The sequence below is a fragment of the Burkholderia sp. KBS0801 genome, from assembly GCF_005937855.2.
GTDB lineage: Bacteria > Pseudomonadota > Gammaproteobacteria > Burkholderiales > Burkholderiaceae > Burkholderia > Burkholderia ambifaria.
In genome coordinates, this window is the sequence record NZ_CP042178.1 from 644023 (window position 1) to 662735 (window position 18713).

The 18713-nt window shown below is 67.5% G+C and carries 16 protein-coding genes; 11 read left to right on the plus strand and 5 right to left on the minus strand.

Going from position 1 to position 18713, the window contains the following annotated elements; all coding sequences use genetic code 11:
* Positions 1–487: 487 nt before the first annotated feature.
* From FFI87_RS19700 to FFI87_RS19740, 9 genes are all read left to right on the plus strand, one after another.
* A complete protein-coding gene (locus tag FFI87_RS19700) occupies positions 488–1252 on the plus strand; it encodes an SDR family oxidoreductase (RefSeq protein ID WP_138849427.1) in 765 nt (254 codons plus the stop codon).
* 39 nt (positions 1253–1291) lie between these two features.
* Positions 1292–2134, plus strand: coding sequence for an ureidoglycolate lyase (locus tag FFI87_RS19705; protein ID WP_138849426.1), 843 nt, complete (start codon positions 1292–1294; stop codon positions 2132–2134).
* A 23-nt stretch (positions 2135–2157) separates the two neighbouring features.
* On the plus strand, positions 2158–3435 hold the full coding sequence (locus FFI87_RS19710; RefSeq protein ID WP_138849425.1) for an L-fuconate dehydratase: 1278 nt from the start codon (positions 2158–2160) through the stop codon (positions 3433–3435).
* Between the two features lie 53 nt (positions 3436–3488).
* Positions 3489–4265, plus strand: coding sequence for an SDR family oxidoreductase (locus FFI87_RS19715; protein WP_138849424.1), 777 nt, complete (start codon positions 3489–3491; stop codon positions 4263–4265).
* Between the two features lie 12 nt (positions 4266–4277).
* On the plus strand, positions 4278–5819 hold the full coding sequence (locus tag FFI87_RS19720; RefSeq protein WP_138849423.1) for a sugar ABC transporter ATP-binding protein: 1542 nt from the start codon (positions 4278–4280) through the stop codon (positions 5817–5819).
* 16 nt (positions 5820–5835) lie between these two features.
* Positions 5836–6873 (plus strand): ABC transporter permease, encoded by a 1038-nt coding sequence (locus tag FFI87_RS19725; protein ID WP_138849422.1) that lies wholly within the window; start codon positions 5836–5838, stop codon positions 6871–6873.
* Positions 6874–6950: 77 nt separating this feature from the next.
* The gene (locus FFI87_RS19730; protein ID WP_138849421.1) at positions 6951–7892 is read left to right on the plus strand and encodes an ABC transporter substrate-binding protein; all 942 of its coding nucleotides are present in this window, start codon (positions 6951–6953) and stop codon (positions 7890–7892) included.
* A gap of 43 nt (positions 7893–7935) precedes the next feature.
* Positions 7936–8826 carry an amidohydrolase family protein gene (locus FFI87_RS19735; RefSeq protein WP_138849420.1) on the plus strand — a complete coding sequence of 297 codons (891 nt, stop codon included), beginning with the start codon at positions 7936–7938 and terminating at the stop codon, positions 8824–8826.
* 71 nt (positions 8827–8897) lie between these two features.
* Positions 8898–9659, plus strand: coding sequence for a FadR/GntR family transcriptional regulator (locus FFI87_RS19740; RefSeq protein ID WP_138849419.1), 762 nt, complete (start codon positions 8898–8900; stop codon positions 9657–9659).
* An 8-nt stretch (positions 9660–9667) separates the two neighbouring features.
* On the opposite strand, the gene FFI87_RS19745 is transcribed toward FFI87_RS19740, so the two are convergent.
* From FFI87_RS19745 to FFI87_RS19765, 5 genes are all read right to left on the minus strand, one after another.
* Positions 9668–10909 (minus strand): NAD(P)/FAD-dependent oxidoreductase, encoded by a 1242-nt coding sequence (locus tag FFI87_RS19745; RefSeq protein WP_138849418.1) that lies wholly within the window; start codon positions 10907–10909, stop codon positions 9668–9670.
* A gap of 113 nt (positions 10910–11022) precedes the next feature.
* Positions 11023–12363 (minus strand): amidase family protein, encoded by a 1341-nt coding sequence (locus FFI87_RS19750; protein WP_138850223.1) that lies wholly within the window; start codon positions 12361–12363, stop codon positions 11023–11025.
* Between the two features lie 14 nt (positions 12364–12377).
* Positions 12378–13718 carry an MFS transporter gene (locus FFI87_RS19755; protein WP_138849417.1) on the minus strand — a complete coding sequence of 447 codons (1341 nt, stop codon included), beginning with the start codon at positions 13716–13718 and terminating at the stop codon, positions 12378–12380.
* Positions 13719–13808: 90 nt separating this feature from the next.
* On the minus strand, positions 13809–15245 hold the full coding sequence (locus tag FFI87_RS19760) for an N-acyl-D-amino-acid deacylase family protein (RefSeq protein ID WP_138849416.1): 1437 nt from the start codon (positions 15243–15245) through the stop codon (positions 13809–13811).
* 143 nt (positions 15246–15388) lie between these two features.
* Positions 15389–16276 carry a LysR family transcriptional regulator gene (locus FFI87_RS19765; protein ID WP_012366678.1) on the minus strand — a complete coding sequence of 296 codons (888 nt, stop codon included), beginning with the start codon at positions 16274–16276 and terminating at the stop codon, positions 15389–15391.
* 444 nt (positions 16277–16720) lie between these two features.
* Here FFI87_RS19765 and FFI87_RS19770 point away from each other — a divergent pair, with 444 nt between their 5' ends.
* Together FFI87_RS19770 and FFI87_RS19775 are read left to right on the plus strand one after the other, a co-directional pair.
* On the plus strand, positions 16721–17428 hold the full coding sequence (locus FFI87_RS19770) for a YfiR family protein (protein ID WP_138849415.1): 708 nt from the start codon (positions 16721–16723) through the stop codon (positions 17426–17428).
* Entirely contained in the window at positions 17425–18693 is a 1269-nt protein-coding gene (locus tag FFI87_RS19775; RefSeq protein WP_138849414.1) for a diguanylate cyclase domain-containing protein, read from the plus strand. Before FFI87_RS19770 ends, FFI87_RS19775 begins: the two co-directional genes overlap by 4 nt.
* Positions 18694–18713 lie beyond the last annotated feature (20 nt).

The window sequence follows — 18713 nt, forward strand, 5'->3', positions numbered from 1 at the left end:
CATTTTCTTGAAAAAGCAGCGACAAAAGCGCCCCGGACGCGAACGTCCGGGGCGAAAAATCGGGCCGCGCCACCGTGGCTGCTCGCTCAGTCACGTGGACACCGCGGAGGACGGAGGTGCCCGTCAGGGATCTGCGACGGGCGGGGGCGGTGTACCGGGAAGCGCGGTCCGGCAACACCATGATCGCGCGCGCACCCGGTTAGAACCCTGACGTGAACATGACTTTCTTGTCAGTTTCGCCCGGTCGGCGCGCGGTGCGGGCCTCGGCTCTCGCCGCAAACCCGCGCCGGTATTGGCTTTGCGCGACGAGCAGCCGACCGCCGGCATCCCAAAAAAGCCGCCGCACCGCCGGCTTTACTTCCTTCGCCCCCGATTCTCCCGCTCGGGAAAATACTGAATCGCGCGTTCGTGACAAAACCCGAAACTGTTCCTATGATTGGTTGGACCTTTAGTCCTTTGTGCCAATCGATCGACAGGAGAAGTGCTCATGAGATTGCAGGGCAAGCGTGCGCTGGTGACGGCGGCCGGGCAGGGTATCGGCCGCGCGACCGCGCTGCGGTTCGCAAGCGAGGGCGCCGACGTGCTGGCGACCGACATCAACGAAGCCGCGCTCGCGCAACTCGCGGCCGACGCCGAACGCGCGGGCGGCCGCCTGGCGACGCGGCGGCTCGACGTGACCGATGCTGGGGAGGTCGCGGCACTCGCCGAGCAGGAGCGCGCGTTCGACGTGCTGTTCAACTGCGCCGGCTACGTGCATCACGGCTCGATCCTCGACTGCGACGACGTCGCATGGGCGTTCTCGCTGAACCTGAACGTCACGTCGATGTACCGGCTGATCCGCGCGCTGTTGCCGGCGATGCTGGAAGCGGGCGGCGCATCGATCATCAACATGGCGTCGGCCGCGTCGAGCGTGAAGGGTGTGCCGAACCGCTTCGTCTACGGCACGACCAAGGCGGCCGTGATCGGCCTGACCAAGTCGGTTGCCGCCGATTTCGTCGAGCAGCGCATTCGCTGCAACGCGATCTGCCCGGGCACGATCGAGTCGCCGTCGCTGGAGCAGCGCATCGCCGAACAGGCGCGCACGCGCCAGGTGTCGACCGACACGGTGCGCCAGGCGTTCGTCGCGCGGCAGCCGATGGGCCGTATCGGCACCGCGGATGAAGTCGCCGCGCTCGCGCTGTATCTGGCGTCCGACGAAGCGTCGTTCACGACCGGCGCGATTCACCTGATCGATGGCGGCTGGTCGAACTGACCGCGCTCCCCATTCTCTTTCCGATTCCGTTCAGACGACATGAAACTGCTGAGATTTGGCGACAAACACCATGAGAAACCGGGCCTGCTCGATGCGCAGGGAACGATCCGCGACCTGTCGGGCGTGATCGACGATATCGCCGGCGACGCACTGACACCCGCGTCGCTCGCGCGGCTGCGCGACATCGACCCGTCGTCGTTGCCGCGCGTCGAAGGCACGCCGCGGCTCGGCGCATGCGTCGGCCGCGTCGGCAAGTTCATCTGCATCGGGCTCAATTATTCGGACCACGCGGCCGAATCGGGCATGGACGTCCCGAAGGAGCCGGTCGTGTTCGGCAAATGGACGAGCGCGATTTCCGGGCCGAACGACGACGTCGAGATTCCGCGCGGCTCGGAGAAGACCGACTGGGAAGTCGAGCTCGGTGTCGTGATCGGCCAGGGCGGCCGCTATATCGACGAAGCCGACGCGCTGTCGCACGTCGCCGGCTACTGCGTGGTGAACGACGTGTCGGAGCGCGAATACCAGCTCGAGCGCGGCGGCACGTGGGACAAGGGCAAGGGCAACGACACGTTCGGCCCGCTCGGCCCGTGGCTCGTGACGGCCGACGAAGTGCCCGATCCGCACGCGCTGCGGCTGTGGCTGGAGGTGGACGGCCATCGCTACCAGAACGGCACGACCGCGACGATGGTGTTCCGCGTGCCGCACCTGATCAGCTACCTGAGCCGCTTCATGAGCCTGCAGCCGGGCGACGTGATCTCGACCGGCACGCCGCCGGGCGTCGGGCTCGGCCAGAAGCCGCCCGTCTATCTGCGCGCCGGGCAGGTGATGACGCTCGGCATCGACGGGCTCGGCGAGCAGCGCCAGCGCACCGTGCAGGCCTGATTTCCTTTAACGGACCGTTCGCCATGCCTATCATTCGATCGATGCGCGTCCTCGACGTGCGCTTCCCGACCTCGCGCCAGCTCGACGGCTCCGATGCAATGAATCCGGACCCCGATTATTCGGCTGCGTACGTCGTGCTCGAGACCGACCACGACGGGCTCGAGGGCCACGGGCTCACGTTCACCATCGGGCGCGGCAACGAAATCTGCTGCGCGGCGATCGACGCGATGCGTCACCTCGTCGTCGGCCTCGACCTCGACTGGATCCGCGAGGACATGGGCCGCTTCTGGCGGCACGTGACGTCGGACAGCCAGTTGCGCTGGATCGGCCCCGACAAGGGCGCGATCCACCTGGCGACGGGCGCCGTCGTCAATGCGGTGTGGGATCTGTGGGCGAAGGCTGCGGGCAAGCCGCTGTGGCGGCTCGTCGCCGACATGAGCCCCGAGGAAATCGTGCGCGCGATCGACTTCCGCTACCTGACCGACTGCCTGACGCAGGAAGAAGCGCTCGCGCTGCTGCGCCGCCAGGCGCCGGGCAAGGCCGCGCGGATCGCGACGCTCGAGCGCGACGGCTACCCGTGCTACACGACGTCGGCGGGCTGGCTCGGTTACAGCGACGACAAGCTGCGCCGGCTGTGCCGCGAGGCGGTCGACGCCGGTTTCGACTACGTGAAGCTGAAGGTCGGCGCGAACCTGGAGGACGACATCCGCCGCGTGACGATCGCGCGCGAGGTGATCGGCCCCGAGCGCAAGCTGATGATCGATGCGAACCAGGTGTGGGAGGTCGACGAGGCGATCGACTGGGTGCGCGAGCTGGCGTTCGCGAAGCCGTGGTTCATCGAGGAGCCGACGAGCCCCGACGACGTCGAAGGGCATCGCAAGATCCGCGAGGCGATCGCGCCCGTGCAGGTCGCGACCGGCGAGATGTGCCAGAACCGCGTGCTGTTCAAGCAGTTCATCGCTCGCGGCGCGATCGACGTCGTGCAGATCGACGCGTGCCGGCTCGGCGGCGTGAACGAGATTCTCGCGGTGATGCTGCTGGCCGCGAAGTACGGGCTGCCGGTGTGTCCGCATGCGGGCGGCGTCGGGCTGTGCGAATACGTGCAGCATTTGTCGATGATCGACTACGTGTGCATTTCCGGCACGAAGGAAGGGCGCGTGACCGAATACGTCGATCACCTGCACGAGCATTTCGTCGAGCCGTGCGTCGTGCGCGGCGCGGCGTACATGCCGCCGACGGCGCCCGGCTTCTCGATCGAGATGAAGCCGGCATCGTTGGAACAGTATCGATTCCGCGGCTGAAGCACGGCGCCGCGCGTCGCGCGCGGCCACAACATGAACGACGGAGACGCGAAGTGGATTTGAATCTGCAAGACAAGGTCGTGATCGTGACAGGCGGCGCGTCGGGCATCGGCGCCGCGATCTCGATGCGGCTTGCCGGCGAAGGCGCGATTCCGGTCGTGTTCGCACGCCACGCACCGGACGACGGCTTCTGGCGCGAACTCACGCAGACGCAGCCGCGCGCCGCGCGCGTGCACGTCGAACTGCAGGACGACGCGCAGTGCCGCGACGGCGTCGCGCAGACCATCGCGCGTTTCGGCCGCATCGACGGCCTCGTCAACAACGCGGGCATCAACGACAGCATCGGCCTCGATGCCGGTCGCGACGCGTTCGTCGCATCGCTCGAACGCAACCTGATCCACTACTACGCGATGGCGCATCACTGCGTACCGCACCTGAAGGCCACGCGCGGCGCGATCGTCAACATTTCGTCAAAGACGGCCGTCACCGGGCAGGGCAACACGAGCGGCTATTGCGCATCGAAGGGCGCGCAGCTCGCGCTGACGCGCGAATGGGCGGTCGCGTTGCGCAACGACGGCGTGCGCGTGAACGCCGTGATCCCGGCGGAGGTGATGACGCCGCTCTACCAGAACTGGATCGCCGGCTTCGACGACCCGGATGCGAAGCTGGCGGAGATCGCCGGCAAGGTGCCGCTCGGCAAGCGCTTCACGACTGCCGACGAGATTGCCGACACGGCCGTGTTCCTGCTGTCGGAACGCGCGTCGCACACGACGGGGCAGTGGCTGTTCGTCGACGGCGGCTATACGCATCTCGATCGCGCGATCGGCTGAGGACGGCGAGCCATGCAACCTGATCCGAACCCTGCCGCCGCATCCGCCGTGCTGATCGAGCTGACCGGCGTCAGCAAGCGTTTTCCGGGCGTGCAGGCGCTCGACGATTGCCGGTTCGACCTGCGCGCCGGCGAAGTGCACGCGCTGATGGGCGAGAACGGCGCCGGCAAGTCGACGCTGATGAAGATCCTCGCCGGCGTGTATCAGAAGGACGGCGGTGAAATCCGGATGGACGGCCGCGCGGTGGAGATCGACGATCCGCGCGCCGCGCAGGCGCTGGGGATCGGCATCATCCATCAGGAACTGAACCTGATGAACCACCTGAGCGTCGCGCAGAACATCTTCATCGGCCGCGAGCCGCGCGGCCGCTTCGGCGTGTTCGTCGACGAGGACAAACTGAACCGCGACGCGGCCGCGATCTTCGCGCGGATGCGGCTCGATCTCGACCCGCGCACGCCGATTGGCCGGCTGACGGTCGCGAAGCAGCAGATGGTCGAGATCGCGAAGGCGCTGTCGTTCGACTCGCGCGTGCTCATCATGGACGAGCCGACCGCCGCGCTGAACAACGCGGAGATCGCCGAGCTGTTCCGCATCATCGGCGAGCTGCGCGCACACGGTGTCGGCATCGTCTATATCTCGCACAAGATGGACGAACTGCGCCAGATCGCCGACCGCGTGACGGTGATGCGCGACGGCAAGTATGTCGCGACCGTGCCGATGGCCGGCACGTCGATGGACGCGATCATCGCGATGATGGTCGGCCGCCAGCTCGATACCGAATTCCGCACGCCGCCCGATACGTCCGCGAACGACGTCGCGCTCGAAGTGCGCGGGCTGTCGCGCGGGCGTGCGATCCGCGACGTCGGCTTCACGCTGCGGCGCGGCGAGATCCTCGGCTTCGCGGGGCTGATGGGCGCGGGCCGCACCGAGGTCGCGCGCGCGGTATTCGGCGCGGACCCCGTCGACGCCGGCGAGATCCGCGTGCATGGCAAGACCGTGACGATCCGCACGCCGGCCGACGCGGTCGCGCACGGGATCGGTTATCTGTCGGAAGACCGCAAGCACTTCGGGCTCGCGGTCGGGATGGACGTGCAGAACAACATCGCGCTGTCGAGCATGCGCCGCTTCGTGCGGCGCGGCCTGTTCCTCGATGCGCGCGCGATGCGCGACACCGCGCAGTCGTACGTGCGGCAGCTCGCGATCCGCACGCCGTCGGTCGCGCAGCCCGCGCGGCTGCTGTCGGGCGGCAACCAGCAGAAGATCGTGATCGCGAAGTGGCTGCTGCGCGATTGCGACATCCTGTTCTTCGACGAGCCGACGCGCGGCATCGACGTCGGCGCGAAAAGCGAGATCTACAAGCTGCTCGACGCGCTCGCCGCCGACGGCAAGGCGATCGTGATGATCTCGTCGGAGTTGCCCGAGGTGCTGCGCATGAGCCACCGGATTCTCGTGATGTGCGAAGGGCGCGTGACCGGCGAATTGCGCGCGGCCGACGCCACGCAGGAAAAGATCATGCAGCTCGCGACGCAGCGCGAGTCGACCGTATTGTCCTGAATTAGCCCCTACGATCATGCCCAACGATACGCATCCCGTTCCGCCTCTGGCCACCGGCGACACGCCTGCCGGCGCAGCCGGCCTGAAGGCCCGCTTCTTCAACCCGGCCGCGCGGCAGAAGCTCCTCGCGTTCGCGAGCCTCGTGCTGCTGATCGCATTCTTCAGCTTCGCGTCGCCGAACTTCCTCGACGTCGACAACCTCGTGTCGATCCTGCAGGCCACCGCGGTGAACGGCGTGCTGGCGGTCGCTTGCACCTACGTGATCATCACGTCGGGCATCGACCTGTCGGTCGGCACGCTGATGACGTTCTGCGCGGTGATGGCCGGCGTCGTGCTGACGAAGTGGGGGATGCCGCTGCCGCTCGGGATCCTGGCCGCGCTGAGCTTCGGCGCGCTGTCGGGCAGCGTGTCGGGCTTCGTGATCGCGAAGATGAAGGTGCCGCCGTTCATCGCGACGCTCGGCATGATGATGCTGTTGAAGGGGCTGTCGCTCGTGATCTCGGGCACGCGGCCGATCTACTTCAACGACACGCCGGGCTTCACGTCGATCGCGCAGGATTCGCTGATCGGCAGCCTGATTCCCGTGCTGCCGATTCCGAACGCGGTGCTGATCCTGTTCCTCGTCGCGATCGGTGCATCGATCGTGCTGAACCGCACGATCTTCGGCCGCTACACGTTCGCGCTCGGCAGCAACGAGGAAGCGCTGCGGCTGTCCGGCGTGAACGTCGATGCGTGGAAGATCGCCGTCTACACGTTCAGCGGCGCGGTGTGCGGAATCGCCGGGCTCTTGATCGCGTCGCGGCTGAATTCCGCGCAGCCGGCGCTCGGGCAGGGTTACGAGCTCGATGCGATCGCGGCCGTCGTGATCGGCGGCACGTCGCTGTCGGGCGGCGCGGGCAGCATCGTCGGCACCATCATCGGCGCGTTCATCATGAGCGTGCTGACCAACGGCCTGCGCATCATGTCGGTCGCGCAGGAATGGCAGACGGTCGTGACGGGCGTGATCATCATCCTCGCCGTCTACGTCGACATCCTGCGCCGGCGCCGCCGCTGACGCACGTCCGTGCTATGCATCTGCTTCACCGCCGGCCCGGCCGGCATTTCAGTCGATACCAACCAAGGAGACGCGAAGTGATCAGGAGCAAGGTGTTGAACGCGATCGTCGGGCTGACGTTCGCCGTCGGCGTGACGGCCGGCGCGCAGGCGCAGGAAGCCTATATCCCGCTGATCTCGAAGGGCTTCCAGCATCAGTTCTGGCAGGCCGTGAAAGCGGGCGCGATGCAGGCCGCGAAGGACTACAAGGTGAAGGTGACGTTCGAAGGTCCCGAAACCGAGGCGATGGTCGACAAGCAGATCGACATGCTGTCCGCCGCGATCGCGAAGAAGCCCGCCGCGCTCGGCTTCGCCGCGCTCGACAGCAAGGCCGCGCTGCCGCTGTTGAAGAAGGCGCAGGCCGAGAAGATCCCCGTGATCGCGTTCGACTCGGGCGTCGACAGCGACATCCCGGTGACGACGGCCGCGACCAACAACAAGGCTGCCGCCTCGCTCGCCGCGGACAAGCTCGCCGCGCTGATCGGCGACGAAGGCGAGGTCGCCGTGGTCGCGCACGACCAGACGAGCCGCACCGGCATCGACCGCCGCGACGGCTTTCTCGAAAGGATGAAGTCGGCGCATCCGAAGGTGCGGGTCGTGACCGTGCAGTATGGCGAAGGCGACCAGCTGAAGTCGACCGAGGTGACGAAGTCGATTCTGCAGGCGTATCCGAAGCTCAAGGGCCTGTTCGGCACCAACGAAGGCTCGGCGATCGGCGTGGTGAATGGCGTGCGCGAGATGAAGCGCAAGATCGTGATCGTCGGCTACGATTCGGGCAAGCAGCAGAAGGACGCCATCCGCAGCGGACTGATGGCCGGCGCGATCACGCAGAATCCGATCGGGATCGGCTACAAGACCGTCGAGGCGGCCGTGAAGGCGATCAAGGGCGAGAAGCTGCCGAAGGTCATCGATACCGGTTTCTACTGGTATGACAAGACCAATATCGACGACCCGAAGATCTCGGCGGTGCTGTACGACTGAGCGTGACGTGATGCCGCGTTCGAGCGCGAACCACGAGGACACCATGGGCGCAGTGCGTATCGATTCCCATCAGCACTTCTGGCGTTACCGCGCGGCCGACTATCCGTGGATCGGCCCCGGCATGGGCGTGCTCGCCCGCGATTACCTGCCCGACACGCTGTGGCCGCAGATGCATGCGCAGGCGCTCGGCGCGTCGATCGTGGTGCAGGCGCGCGCCGGACGCGACGAGACGGCGTTCCTGCTCGATCTCGCCCGCGACGACGCGCGCATCGCGGCGGTGGTCGGTTGGGAGGATCTCGGTGCGCCGGCGCTCGCCGACCGCATCGCCGAATGGCGCAGCCCGAAGCTGCGCGGCTTTCGTCACCAGGTGCAGGACGAAGCCGACGTCGGCGCGTTCGTCGCGGATCCCGCGTTCAATCGCGGCGTCGCGTGGCTGCAGGCGAACGGTTACGTGTACGACGTGCTCGTGTACGAACGCCAGTTGCCCGACGTGCGCGCGTTCTGCGCACGGCACGACGCGCACTGGCTCGTGCTCGATCATGCGGGCAAGCCCGCGCTCGCCGAGTTCGACCGCGACGGCACCGCGCTCGCACGCTGGCGTGCCGCATTGCGCGAGCTGGGCGCGCTGCCGCATGTCGTGTGCAAGCTGTCGGGGCTCGTGACCGAGACAGACTGGCGGCGCGGCCTGCGCGGGCAGGACATCCGGCACATCGAGCAATGCCTCGATGCGGCGCTCGACGCGTTCGGTCCGCAGCGGTTGATGTTCGGCTCGGACTGGCCCGTGTGCCTGCTCGCGGCGTCGTATGACGAAGTGACGTCGCTGGTGGAGCGCTGGGCCGAAGCGCGGTTGTCGGCGGCCGAGCGCAACGCGTTGTGGGGCGGCACGGCGGCACGTTGCTATGCGGTGCCGGGCGATCCGAAGCGCGGCATATAAAATAGGCGCGAACGGCACGATGCGTCATTCGTCCGGCCGTCCGCAACGCAACCGCTTACCTGTATCAACGTATGTCCATCCAGCCGATTCAGAACCGCCGCCTCTACCAGCAGATCGCCGACAAGCTCAGTGCGATGATCGGGTCCGGCGATTTTCCGCCGGGCAGCTATCTGCCGCCCGAGCGCGAACTGGCCGAGCAGTTCGGCGTGTCGCGCACGTCGGTGCGCGAGGCGCTGATCGCGCTTGAAGTGAGCGGGCTCGTCAGCGTGCGTGTCGGCGACGGCGTGAAGGTGCGCCAACCCGAGGCGGCAGCCGCGCCGCAAGCGCGGCACGAGACGAAGGTTGCGCCGTTTTCGATCGTCGAGATCGATCCCGAGCTCGGCATCGCGCTCGACCTCGATACCGAAATCCCGCCGTTCGCGCTGTTGCAGGCGCGCCGGCTGATCGAGCCGGAAGCCGCATCGCTCGCGGCGAATCACGGCTCGGACGAGCAGATCGAAGGGATTCACGACGCGTTCCTGCGCAACCAGGAGGACAACCGCAGCGGCTCGCGCACGCATCCGGGCGACCGGCTGTTCCACATCCGTATCGCGGAAGCGAGCGACAACCCGGCTTATGCGCTGATGATCAAGCAGTTGCTCGCGCACAAGTACGACCTGATGTTCCAGCGCCTGCAGTCGTTGTACATGCCCAGCGACATGCCGCACCGGTCGGAGCTGGAACACCGCGCGATCCTCGACGCGATCCGCGCACGCGACCCCGAGGCCGCGCGCCGCGCGATGGCCGAGCATCTCGACGAAGTCATCCGGATCTTCGGACGCGCGCTCGACTGAGTGCGCGCTTAAAAGCGGTCGGCGCGGTAGGGTGTCGGATCGGTGAACGGTGCTTCGCCCGTCATCATCTCGGCCAGCAGGCGGCCGGAGACGGGCCCGAGCGTGAGCCCGTGATGGTTGTGCCCGAACGAGAACCACAGCCCGCGATGTGCGGGCGCGGGGCCGATCACCGGCCGCATGTCCGGCGTGCACGGCCGGAAGCCGAGCCACGGTTGCGGGTCGAGCCGTTCGCCGAAGCCGAACACCGGGCGCGCGACGCGTTCCGCGCGGTCGAGCTGCACGCCGGTCGGCGGCAGGCCGCGTCGCGCGATCTCGACGCCGGTGGTGAGCCGCAATCCGCGCCGCATCGGCGCGATTACGTAGCCGTATTCGCGATCGACGATCGGTGCCGACGGCGCGCCGCGTTCGGAAGGCGCGTAGTGCATGTGATAGCCGCGCTTCTCGCGCAGCGGAATCTTGTAGCCGAACTTGCCGAACACCGTGTCGGACCACGGGCCGAGCGCGACGACCACGGCCGGCGCGGCGATCTTGCCTTGTTCCGTCGTGACCTGCCAGCCCGGCGACAAGGCGTCGAGGCTCGCGGCATCGCCGTTGAGCAGCGTGCCGCCGCCCTGCACGAAGAGTTGTGCGTAGGTTTTGACGAGCGCGGACGGATCGACGACGCTTTTCGGATCGAGCCAGTGGAGTGCACCGCAGAAGCCGGCCGCGAGGCTCGGTTCCTGATCACGAAGTGCCGCGGCATCGAGCGGCGTGATGCCGAGCCCGTGGCGGCGCGCGGTGAGCCCTGCATCGGCGACCGCGCGTTCGAATGCGGCGGGCGTGCGGAACGCTTCCATCCAGCCGCTTGCACGCACCAGTTCCCCGGCGCCGGCACGCGCGATCAGCGCGTCGTGCTCGACGATGCAGCGCTCGATCAGCGGCAGCATGTCGCGCGACGCGGCTGCGTGACGCATCGGCGCCGATTCCCACCAGAAACGCGCGAGCCACGGCGCGAACGCGGGCAGCGACGTGCTGTGCCAGTAGAGATCGGTGGAGCGGTTCAGCGCATAGCGCATCAGCGTGAACGGGCTGCGCGGAAACGGATACGGTTCGATCGACGAGCGCTCGATCAGCCCTGCGTTGCCGAAGCTCGTGCCTTCGCCGGGCGCGCCGCGGTCGACGAGGGCGACCTTGCGGCCGCGATCCTGCAGGTGCAGCGCGGCGGAGACGCCGACGATGCCCGCACCCAGAACGATTACGTCGAAATCCATCGTGTATTGGCCGTTAGCGGGGGCGCCTGGCCGCGGTGCGGTGTGCGCCCTGATTGGAGTTGCTCGAACCGCAAGGATACTCGCGGAGGCGCGGGGCACCAAGGGGGGCGTCGTTAGCGGCGCAGGCCGCTCCAGGCGACAGCGAATTGCCGCGCGGCGTCGAAGCAAACCGCATCGGCTTGCGGTGCACCGATCAACTGCACCCCGACCGGCAATTCACCTGACATGAAGCACGGCGCGCTGACGACCGGCAGCCCCGCGAACGAAATCGGCTGCGTGAGCAGGCCGAGCGTCTTCGCGGGTTCGAGCGCGACGCCGTCGACATCGACGGTCGCGTCGGTGACGCGCGGTGCGGCACAGGGCGTCGCGGCCGCGAGCAGCACGTCGTAGCGCGCGAACAGCGCTTCGATGCGCGCGCGCCAGGCGTCACGGCAGGCAAGCGCGTCCCGATAGGCGGCGTCGGGGGTTGCGAGGCCGATTGCGATGCGTGAGCGCAGGCGTTCGGAGACGAGCGCCACCGGCGCGTCGAGCAGCCCGCGATGGGTGTGCGCCAGCTCTACATTCGAGACCGCGGTCGCCGCGTCACGCACGCGTGCGACTTCGTCGCTGTCGATCGTCACGGATTCCCACGCACGCAGACAGAGCGCCGCGCGCCGGACGGCGCGTTGCGCATCCGCATCGGCAAGTCTGTCGAAATCGCCCGTCAGCACGGCGACGCGAAGAGGGGCGGCCGGATCGCGAATCGGTTGCGCGCGCAATGAATTCGCGTCGCATAGCGTGTCATAGAGCGCCGCCAGATCGTCGATATCGTTCGCGAATCCGCCGACCGTGTCGAGCGATGCGGCATAGGGCAGGCAACCGGCTCGCGACAGCCGCCCGTCGCTTGGGCGAAACCCCCACACGCCGCACAGCGCCGCCGGTGCGCGGATCGAGCCGTTCGTGTCGCTGCCGAGCGCGAGCGGTACGTATCCGGCGGCGATGGCGGCAGCCGAGCCGCTCGACGAACCGCCCGTCATGCGTGCCGGGTCAGCCGGCAGGCGCACCGCGCCATAGTGCGGATTCACGCCGGTGGCGCCGCACGCGAGTTCGTCCATATGCGTTGCGCCGACCGGCACCGCGCCGGCCGAGCACAGTCGGGCGACCGCTGATGCATCGGTGGCGGCGGCCGGCAATGCGGCGCGCGCCGGCGATCCCGCGACCGCCGTGTAGCCCGTTACGTCGAAATTCCACTTCACGAGAAACGGCACGCCCGCCAACGGGCCGGGGTCACGCCCGTCGCGCACGAGGCCGTCAATCCGCTGTGCGTCGCGCTGTGCGCGCGCGCCGAAGGTTTGTACGCAAGCATGGATGGTGCCGTCGCGCGCGGTGATATCGGCGAGCACGGTTTGCACGAGCGACACTGCACTCACGCGCCCCGCGCGAACCTCGGCCGCCAGCGCGAGCGCGCCGCGCATCGAAGGCACCGCCCTCACGTGCGCACCATGAGCTGGCGCGGAATCGACAGGATCAGCGCGGCGGCGGCGAAGAGCGTGAAAGCGAGCAGCGCGACGCCGAGTTCAGTGCTGCCGGTCCATCCCGTCGCGTAGCCCATCAGCGTCGGTCCGACGAACCCGGCGACGGCCGCGCCGATGTTGACGAGCCCGGCGCCGCCCGCGGCGGCCTCGCCGGCGAGAATCCGCGACGGCAAGCTCCAGAACATCGCGAGCGTGCTCATGATGCCCGCCACGCCTGCGGTCAGGCACATGACGGCGAGCACCGGATGCGTGCGCATGCCGAGGCTCGCGAGCAGCGCGACGCCGCCGATCGCGACGGGCAGCGCCGTATGCCAGCGGCGCTCGCCGGTTCGTACCGAATGCTGCGCGTTCGCGACCATCGCGACCGACGCGACCAGATACGGAATGGCGCTGACGAGGCCGATTCCGAGGTTGCTCAGCGACCCGAGTGCCTTGATCATCGTCGGCATCCAGAACACCAGCCCATAGTTGCCGACGTTGTAGAGGAACGATGTCGCGAACAGCAGCCATAGCGTCGGTTCGCGCAGCGCGGCGCCGAGGCGGGTGCGCTTGCCTGTCGCTTCCTGGGCCATCTCCGCGCGAATCATCCGTTTTTCGGCGTCGGTCAGCCACGCTGCATCGTCGATCCGCTCCGTTACACGCACGAGCAGGACCATGCCGAGCATGATGGCCGGCAGGCCTTCGATCAGGAACATCCACTGCCAGCCGCGCAGCCCGAAGCCGCCATGCGTCGCGTCCATGATCCAGCCCGACAGCGGCCCGCCGACGATCACGCCCAGCGGCATGGCGAGAAACAGGAAGGCCATCACCTTGGCGAGCCGGTGCGACGGAAACCACACGCTGAAGTAGGCGATCACGGCCGGAAAGAAGCTCGCTTCCGTTACGCCGAGCAGGAAGCGCAGTACATAGAAGCTCGCGGTGTCCCGGGTTGCGAGCGTGGCGACCGACACGATGCCCCACGTCAGCATCGAGCCGGCGAGACAACGCTTCACGCCGATCCGTCGCACGAGCCAGCCGGCCGGCACCTGCAGCAGCAGGTAGCCGACGAAGAACAGACCGGCGCCGACGCCGTAGGCAGCGTCCGTGAGATGCAAGTCCGTCACCATCTGCAGCTTCGCGAAGCCGACGTTGACGCGGTCGAGATAGCCGAAGAAGTAGCAAACAAGGATCAGCGGAATGATGCGTCGGCTCACGCGCGTATACAGCGCGTCGATGCCGGGCGCGGTGGCATCCGCATGCGGGTCCGAGCCGGTTTGCATGCCGCGCGGCGTGGGGATGCCGTTGGAATTCGTCATGGTGACTCCGTGCAGGTTGACTCCAGCGCGGCGGCCGCGCGAGCGGCGGCTTCCGCGGCAGCGCAAAGGCGCGCCATGGGCCGGCCGATCCTAGCTTGCGCGGCGTAGCGCCCGGCCGGGGCGCGTGCCGGTGTGCCGGCCGTGTTCGAGCACGGCTCGGCCGTTGACGAACACGTGCTCGATGCCTTCAGGGCGTAGCGTCGGGTGAGCGAACGTCGCACGGTCGATCACGCGCGCCGGATCGAACACGACCAAATCGGCGTAGTGACCGACCGAGAGGCGCCCGCGCTTCGCGATTCCGAATTGTTCGGCAGTGAGGCCTGTCATCTTGCGCACGGCGGTTTCGAGCGGGAACAGGCCGCGCTCGCGGGAGAATTCGCCGAGCACGCGCGGGAACGTACCCCACAGCCGCGGGTGCGGGCGCATGTCGTTGGGCAGGCCGTCGGAGCCGACCGTCGTCAGTTCGTGGCGCATGATGCGCTCGACGTCCGCTTCGTCCATCACGAAGTAGATCGCGCCAGCAGGGCGCAGCGCATCGATCGCGGCGTCGATGGAATCGCCGAACAGTGGCAGCAGTTCGGCGAATTCACGGCCCGCGAGCTCGGGATGCGGCTTCGACCATGCGAGGAGCACGCGGGACGACTGGCGGATGCGATCCGCGCGCAGCATCGTCGACGTGGCGGGATACGGGTGGCAGTCGAGGCACAGCGGTTGCCGTGCGCGCTGCGCATCGATATGCGCGAGCGTTTCGACCGAGCGGCCGTGGTTCGCCTTGCCGGCCACCTTGTGATGCGACAGCACGACGCGCACGTCGAGCGCAAGACCGATCGTGAACGCTTCGTCGAGCGACGCAATGATCGCATCGGTTTCGTCGCGCAGATGCGTCGCGAACACGCCGCCCGTCTCGCGCAGCGGGGCGCACACGTCGATCAGCTCGTCGGTCGTCGCGGCCGCCGCGGGCGGGTAAAAGGTGCCCGTCGAGACGCCGAATGCGCCGGCCGTCATCGCCTCGCGCACGTCGGCCGCCATCGCCGCGATCTCCGCCGCGTCGGCTGCGCGTCCGAGATCGGCCATGTGCCGCACGCGCAGCGTCGAGTGGCCGATCAGGGCCGCCGTGTTGACGGCGGCGGGCGTTGCGTCGAGCGCGTCGAGATAGGCGCGAAAGGACGGAAAGCGAAACGACTGCCATGCGCCCAGCAGGTCGAGCGGTTGCGGCACGTCGCGTTCCGCGAGCAGCGGCGCGAGACTGATCCCGCAATTGCCGGCGATCACCGTGGTCACGCCTTGCGCAACTTTCGGCTCGACGTCGGGGTCGGTCAGCACGAACGCATCGTCGTGCGTGTGGCTGTCGATGAAGCCCGGCGCGACGACCAGGCCGTTCGCATCGAGCGTGTGCACGGCGGTTGCGCCGCTCAGGTCGCCGATCGCGACGATGCGCTCGCCGGTCACGCCGAGATCGGCCTCGAAGCGCGCGGCTCCCGTACCGTCGATCAGTTCGCCGCGGCGCAGGATCACGTCGAAATGCATGGTGGCTCCTCCAGAATCAGCCCGGTTCCGTTGTTCATGTTCGCCACCATCGTCACCAGCCATTTTTCGGGCGTCCAATGCCGTTCGGCTCACGATTCATGCGAAACCGGCATCAATGCGGCGACGCCACGCGGCCAGCAGCGTTATGCGAACGCTGCCTTCACCAGCGCATGGAGGTCGCTCGCGAAGCTGGACATCGAGATGGTGCGATGCCGCACGATGCCGACCGTGCGGTCGATCGTCGGGCTCGCGATCGGCACCGTGCGTACCGCGGGCGAGCCGTACGCACGCAATGCGCTCTCGGGCAGGATCGCGCATCCGACACCGGCTGCCACGAGCGCGGCGACGCATGAGATGTGCTCGACCTCATAGAACCACCGGGTTCGCACCGCCTCCTGGCCCATCAGCATTTCGAGCAGCAGACGGTTGCCGCTGTCGCGGCCGCCGATGATCAGCTTCGCGTGCCGCAATTCGCCGAGCGTGATGGCATCCGCGCGTGCCAGCGGATCGTCCTCGTGGACCGCCAGCACGTAGCGGTCTGTGAATAGCGGTTCGAACAACAGATCGTCGTCGTCGCCCGGGTGCAGGCTCACGCCGAACTCAGCGATGCCCGCGCGCACCTGCGACAGTACGAAGTCGTGATTGCCGTCGAGGATCTGCACGGCGACCTGCGGATACTTGTCCGAGTAGTGACGCAGTACATCGGGCAGCGTTTGCGCGACGACGGTCGGGATCGATGACAGCCGCACCTTGCCGTAGCGCTTTTGCGCGATTTCCTGGATCGACGACAGCATCATCCCGAGCTGTGCGATCTGCTCGCGTGCCATCGGCAGGAACTGACGACCGACGCCCGTTAATGTCACGCTGCGAGTGGTGCGCTGGAACAACTCGACGCCAAGCGTTTGTTCGAGCTTCTGGATCCGGCGCGACAGCCCCGGCTGCGTCAGGTGCAGCTTTTCCGCCGCGCGATGAAACGTGCCGAGTTCCGCGACGGCGACGAACGCTTCGAGTTCCGAGTTTTCTATTTTCATGACGCTCCAATGTTCGGGTCGACTCCGGCATTCCGGCGGGTGGCGGCAGGACGCACGCGTAGTCATTTTCGGCGAGGCTGATTCATGGCCTGCCATATTGCCCCGTATGGCCGTCGAGCGTACACGCATTGCTGATCACGACGCCTGACGCAGACGAGGTCCTCAAAAGCTTGCCGCGATCGATAACCTGACGCGCCGGACGTCCAATCCACTGATCAATGTGTTGGCGTCGTGACTGGATCGACGTCGGCTAGCGCGTTCGCTCGTATCGATGCGTAGAGCCGCGATTCAACATACTTTCCGATGTTATTCGCGGGTGTATCCCACTGGTTTTGGATACGAATTTTTACCTAAGATGGAAGCATTCGTGCGCGTGATACGGTGCTTGCATGCGCATGCAGGTAAGCGGTAGCGCCGGGAACGACTGCAGCAGATGTTTCCATCATGGATGCGAGTGTGTGCGCGGCGGCTGCGAGTCATGCAGCCGTATCGACGCCAGTGCGCGCGGCGGCAATCGCTGCGCATACGGCGTCCGGCCGACCGGGCCGAGTCGCCACGTTACGCCGCGCGTTCGTCGCAATCGTTTGCGTTCTGAGCGGGGCGCCGGCCGTCCTCGCCGGGGCGTCCGCCGATACGGAAGAGCCGGGCGAAACCGTGCGAATCGCCGCTCCCGCGCCGGCCGCCAGTCCTGCCAGTCCCGCGATTTCCTCACACGACTCCACCGTGCGCCAGGTCGTGCTCGGCATCGTCAGTTTCACGCGCTGGCCGTCGACACCCGTTCGTCTGCATTTGTGCGTGACCGGTCGCCCCGACTACGCGGCTGGCCTGACCGACACGTTGCAGGCCGGCTCGACCGTGCTCGACGTGCAGCGCGTGCGCTTCGACGATCCCGCGCTCGGCCTCGCATGCGACGTCGTCTATCTCGGCACCCTGGGCGACGATCAGCGAGCGCGGGTGAGAGCCGCGCTGGCGGGCCGCCCGGTGCTGACGATCGCCGAACACGACGAGTCCTGCACCGCGGGTGCCATGTTCTGCCTCGCCGTCGATGGCGAACGCGTGACGTTCGACATCAATCTCGACGCCGTCGCGCGCAGCGGCGTGCGCGTGCATCCGAACGTGCTCAATCTCGCGCGACGGCCGCTGACGCCATGACACGCTCCGCGCCCCCCATTTCGTCTTCACGCGTGCCGCGCCCGACGCTGCAAAGCGTGCTGCGTCGCGCGCATTTGCGCCTCGCCTTCGTCGCGGTTGCGATGGCCGCCGTATCGCTGATCGTCGTCGCCGTGATCGCGTTGCGCGCGTATGCCGGCAACAACCTGAACCTGCTGGCCCGTTCGCTCGGCTATACGGTCGAGGCGGCGCTCGTGTTCGGCGACCGCGTCGCGGCAAACGAGGCAATTGCAACCATTGCCAACGACGAGGACGTCGCGCAGGTGGTCGTCACCAATGCCAGGGGACAGTTGTTCGCCACCTGGAAGCTGCCCGCCGAAGGCCGGATCGCCCGGCTTGAGCGCGGTGTCGCCGATCTCGCGCTGCCCGGGCCCGTGACCATTCCGGTGATGCACGACGGCATCGTCGTCGGTCAGGTCACCGTGCGTGGCCGCGGGCATCAGTTTTTCGGATTCCTGCTCGGTGGCATCGGCGGCATTCTCGGCTGCCTGGTCGTCAGCGTGCTCGGCGCGTATGTCAGCTCGAAGCGTCTACTGCGCAACATCGTTGCGCCGCTGCGCGCGCTCGCCGGCGTCGCGCATGCCGTGCGGCGCGAGCGTGCGTTCGGGCGGCGCGTCGAGCCCGCGGCGATCGCTGAGCTCAACCAGCTCGGCGACGACTTCAACGCGCTGCTCGACGAATTCGAAGACTGGCAGAACACGTTGCGCGACGAAAACGCATCGCTCGAACACAAGGCGACGCACGATGCGCTCACCGGGCTGCCCAACCGTGCGCAGTTCGAGTCGCGTCTGTCGGTGGCGCTTTGCGATGCCGTGGTGACGGGGCAGCGGGTCGCCATCCTGTATCTCGACTGCGACCGCTTCAAGGAGATCAACGACTGCCTGGGCCACGATGCCGGCGATGCGGTGCTGGTCGGTGTCGCGGGGCGGCTGCGCACGCAGGTGCGCGAGACCGATCTGGTCGCGCGCCTGGGCGGCGACGAATTTGCGGTGATGCTGGGCACTGTGCGCGAAGTGGAAAGCGTGTGCCGGATCGCCGACGAGATTTTGTCCGGCATGGTGCCGTCGATCGAGCTGCCCGACGGACGCATGGTGGCCACCATGATGAGTGCCGGCGTGGCGCTGTATCCCGATCACGCGTCGGACGCGAACGGCTTGCTGCGGGCGGCGGATGCCGCGATGTACCGCGCCAAGCGCACGCGGCCGGGGACGTGGCAGTGGGCGGAAGGCGTTGCCGGGCGGGTTTGATGTCTATCGTTTCGCGCCGC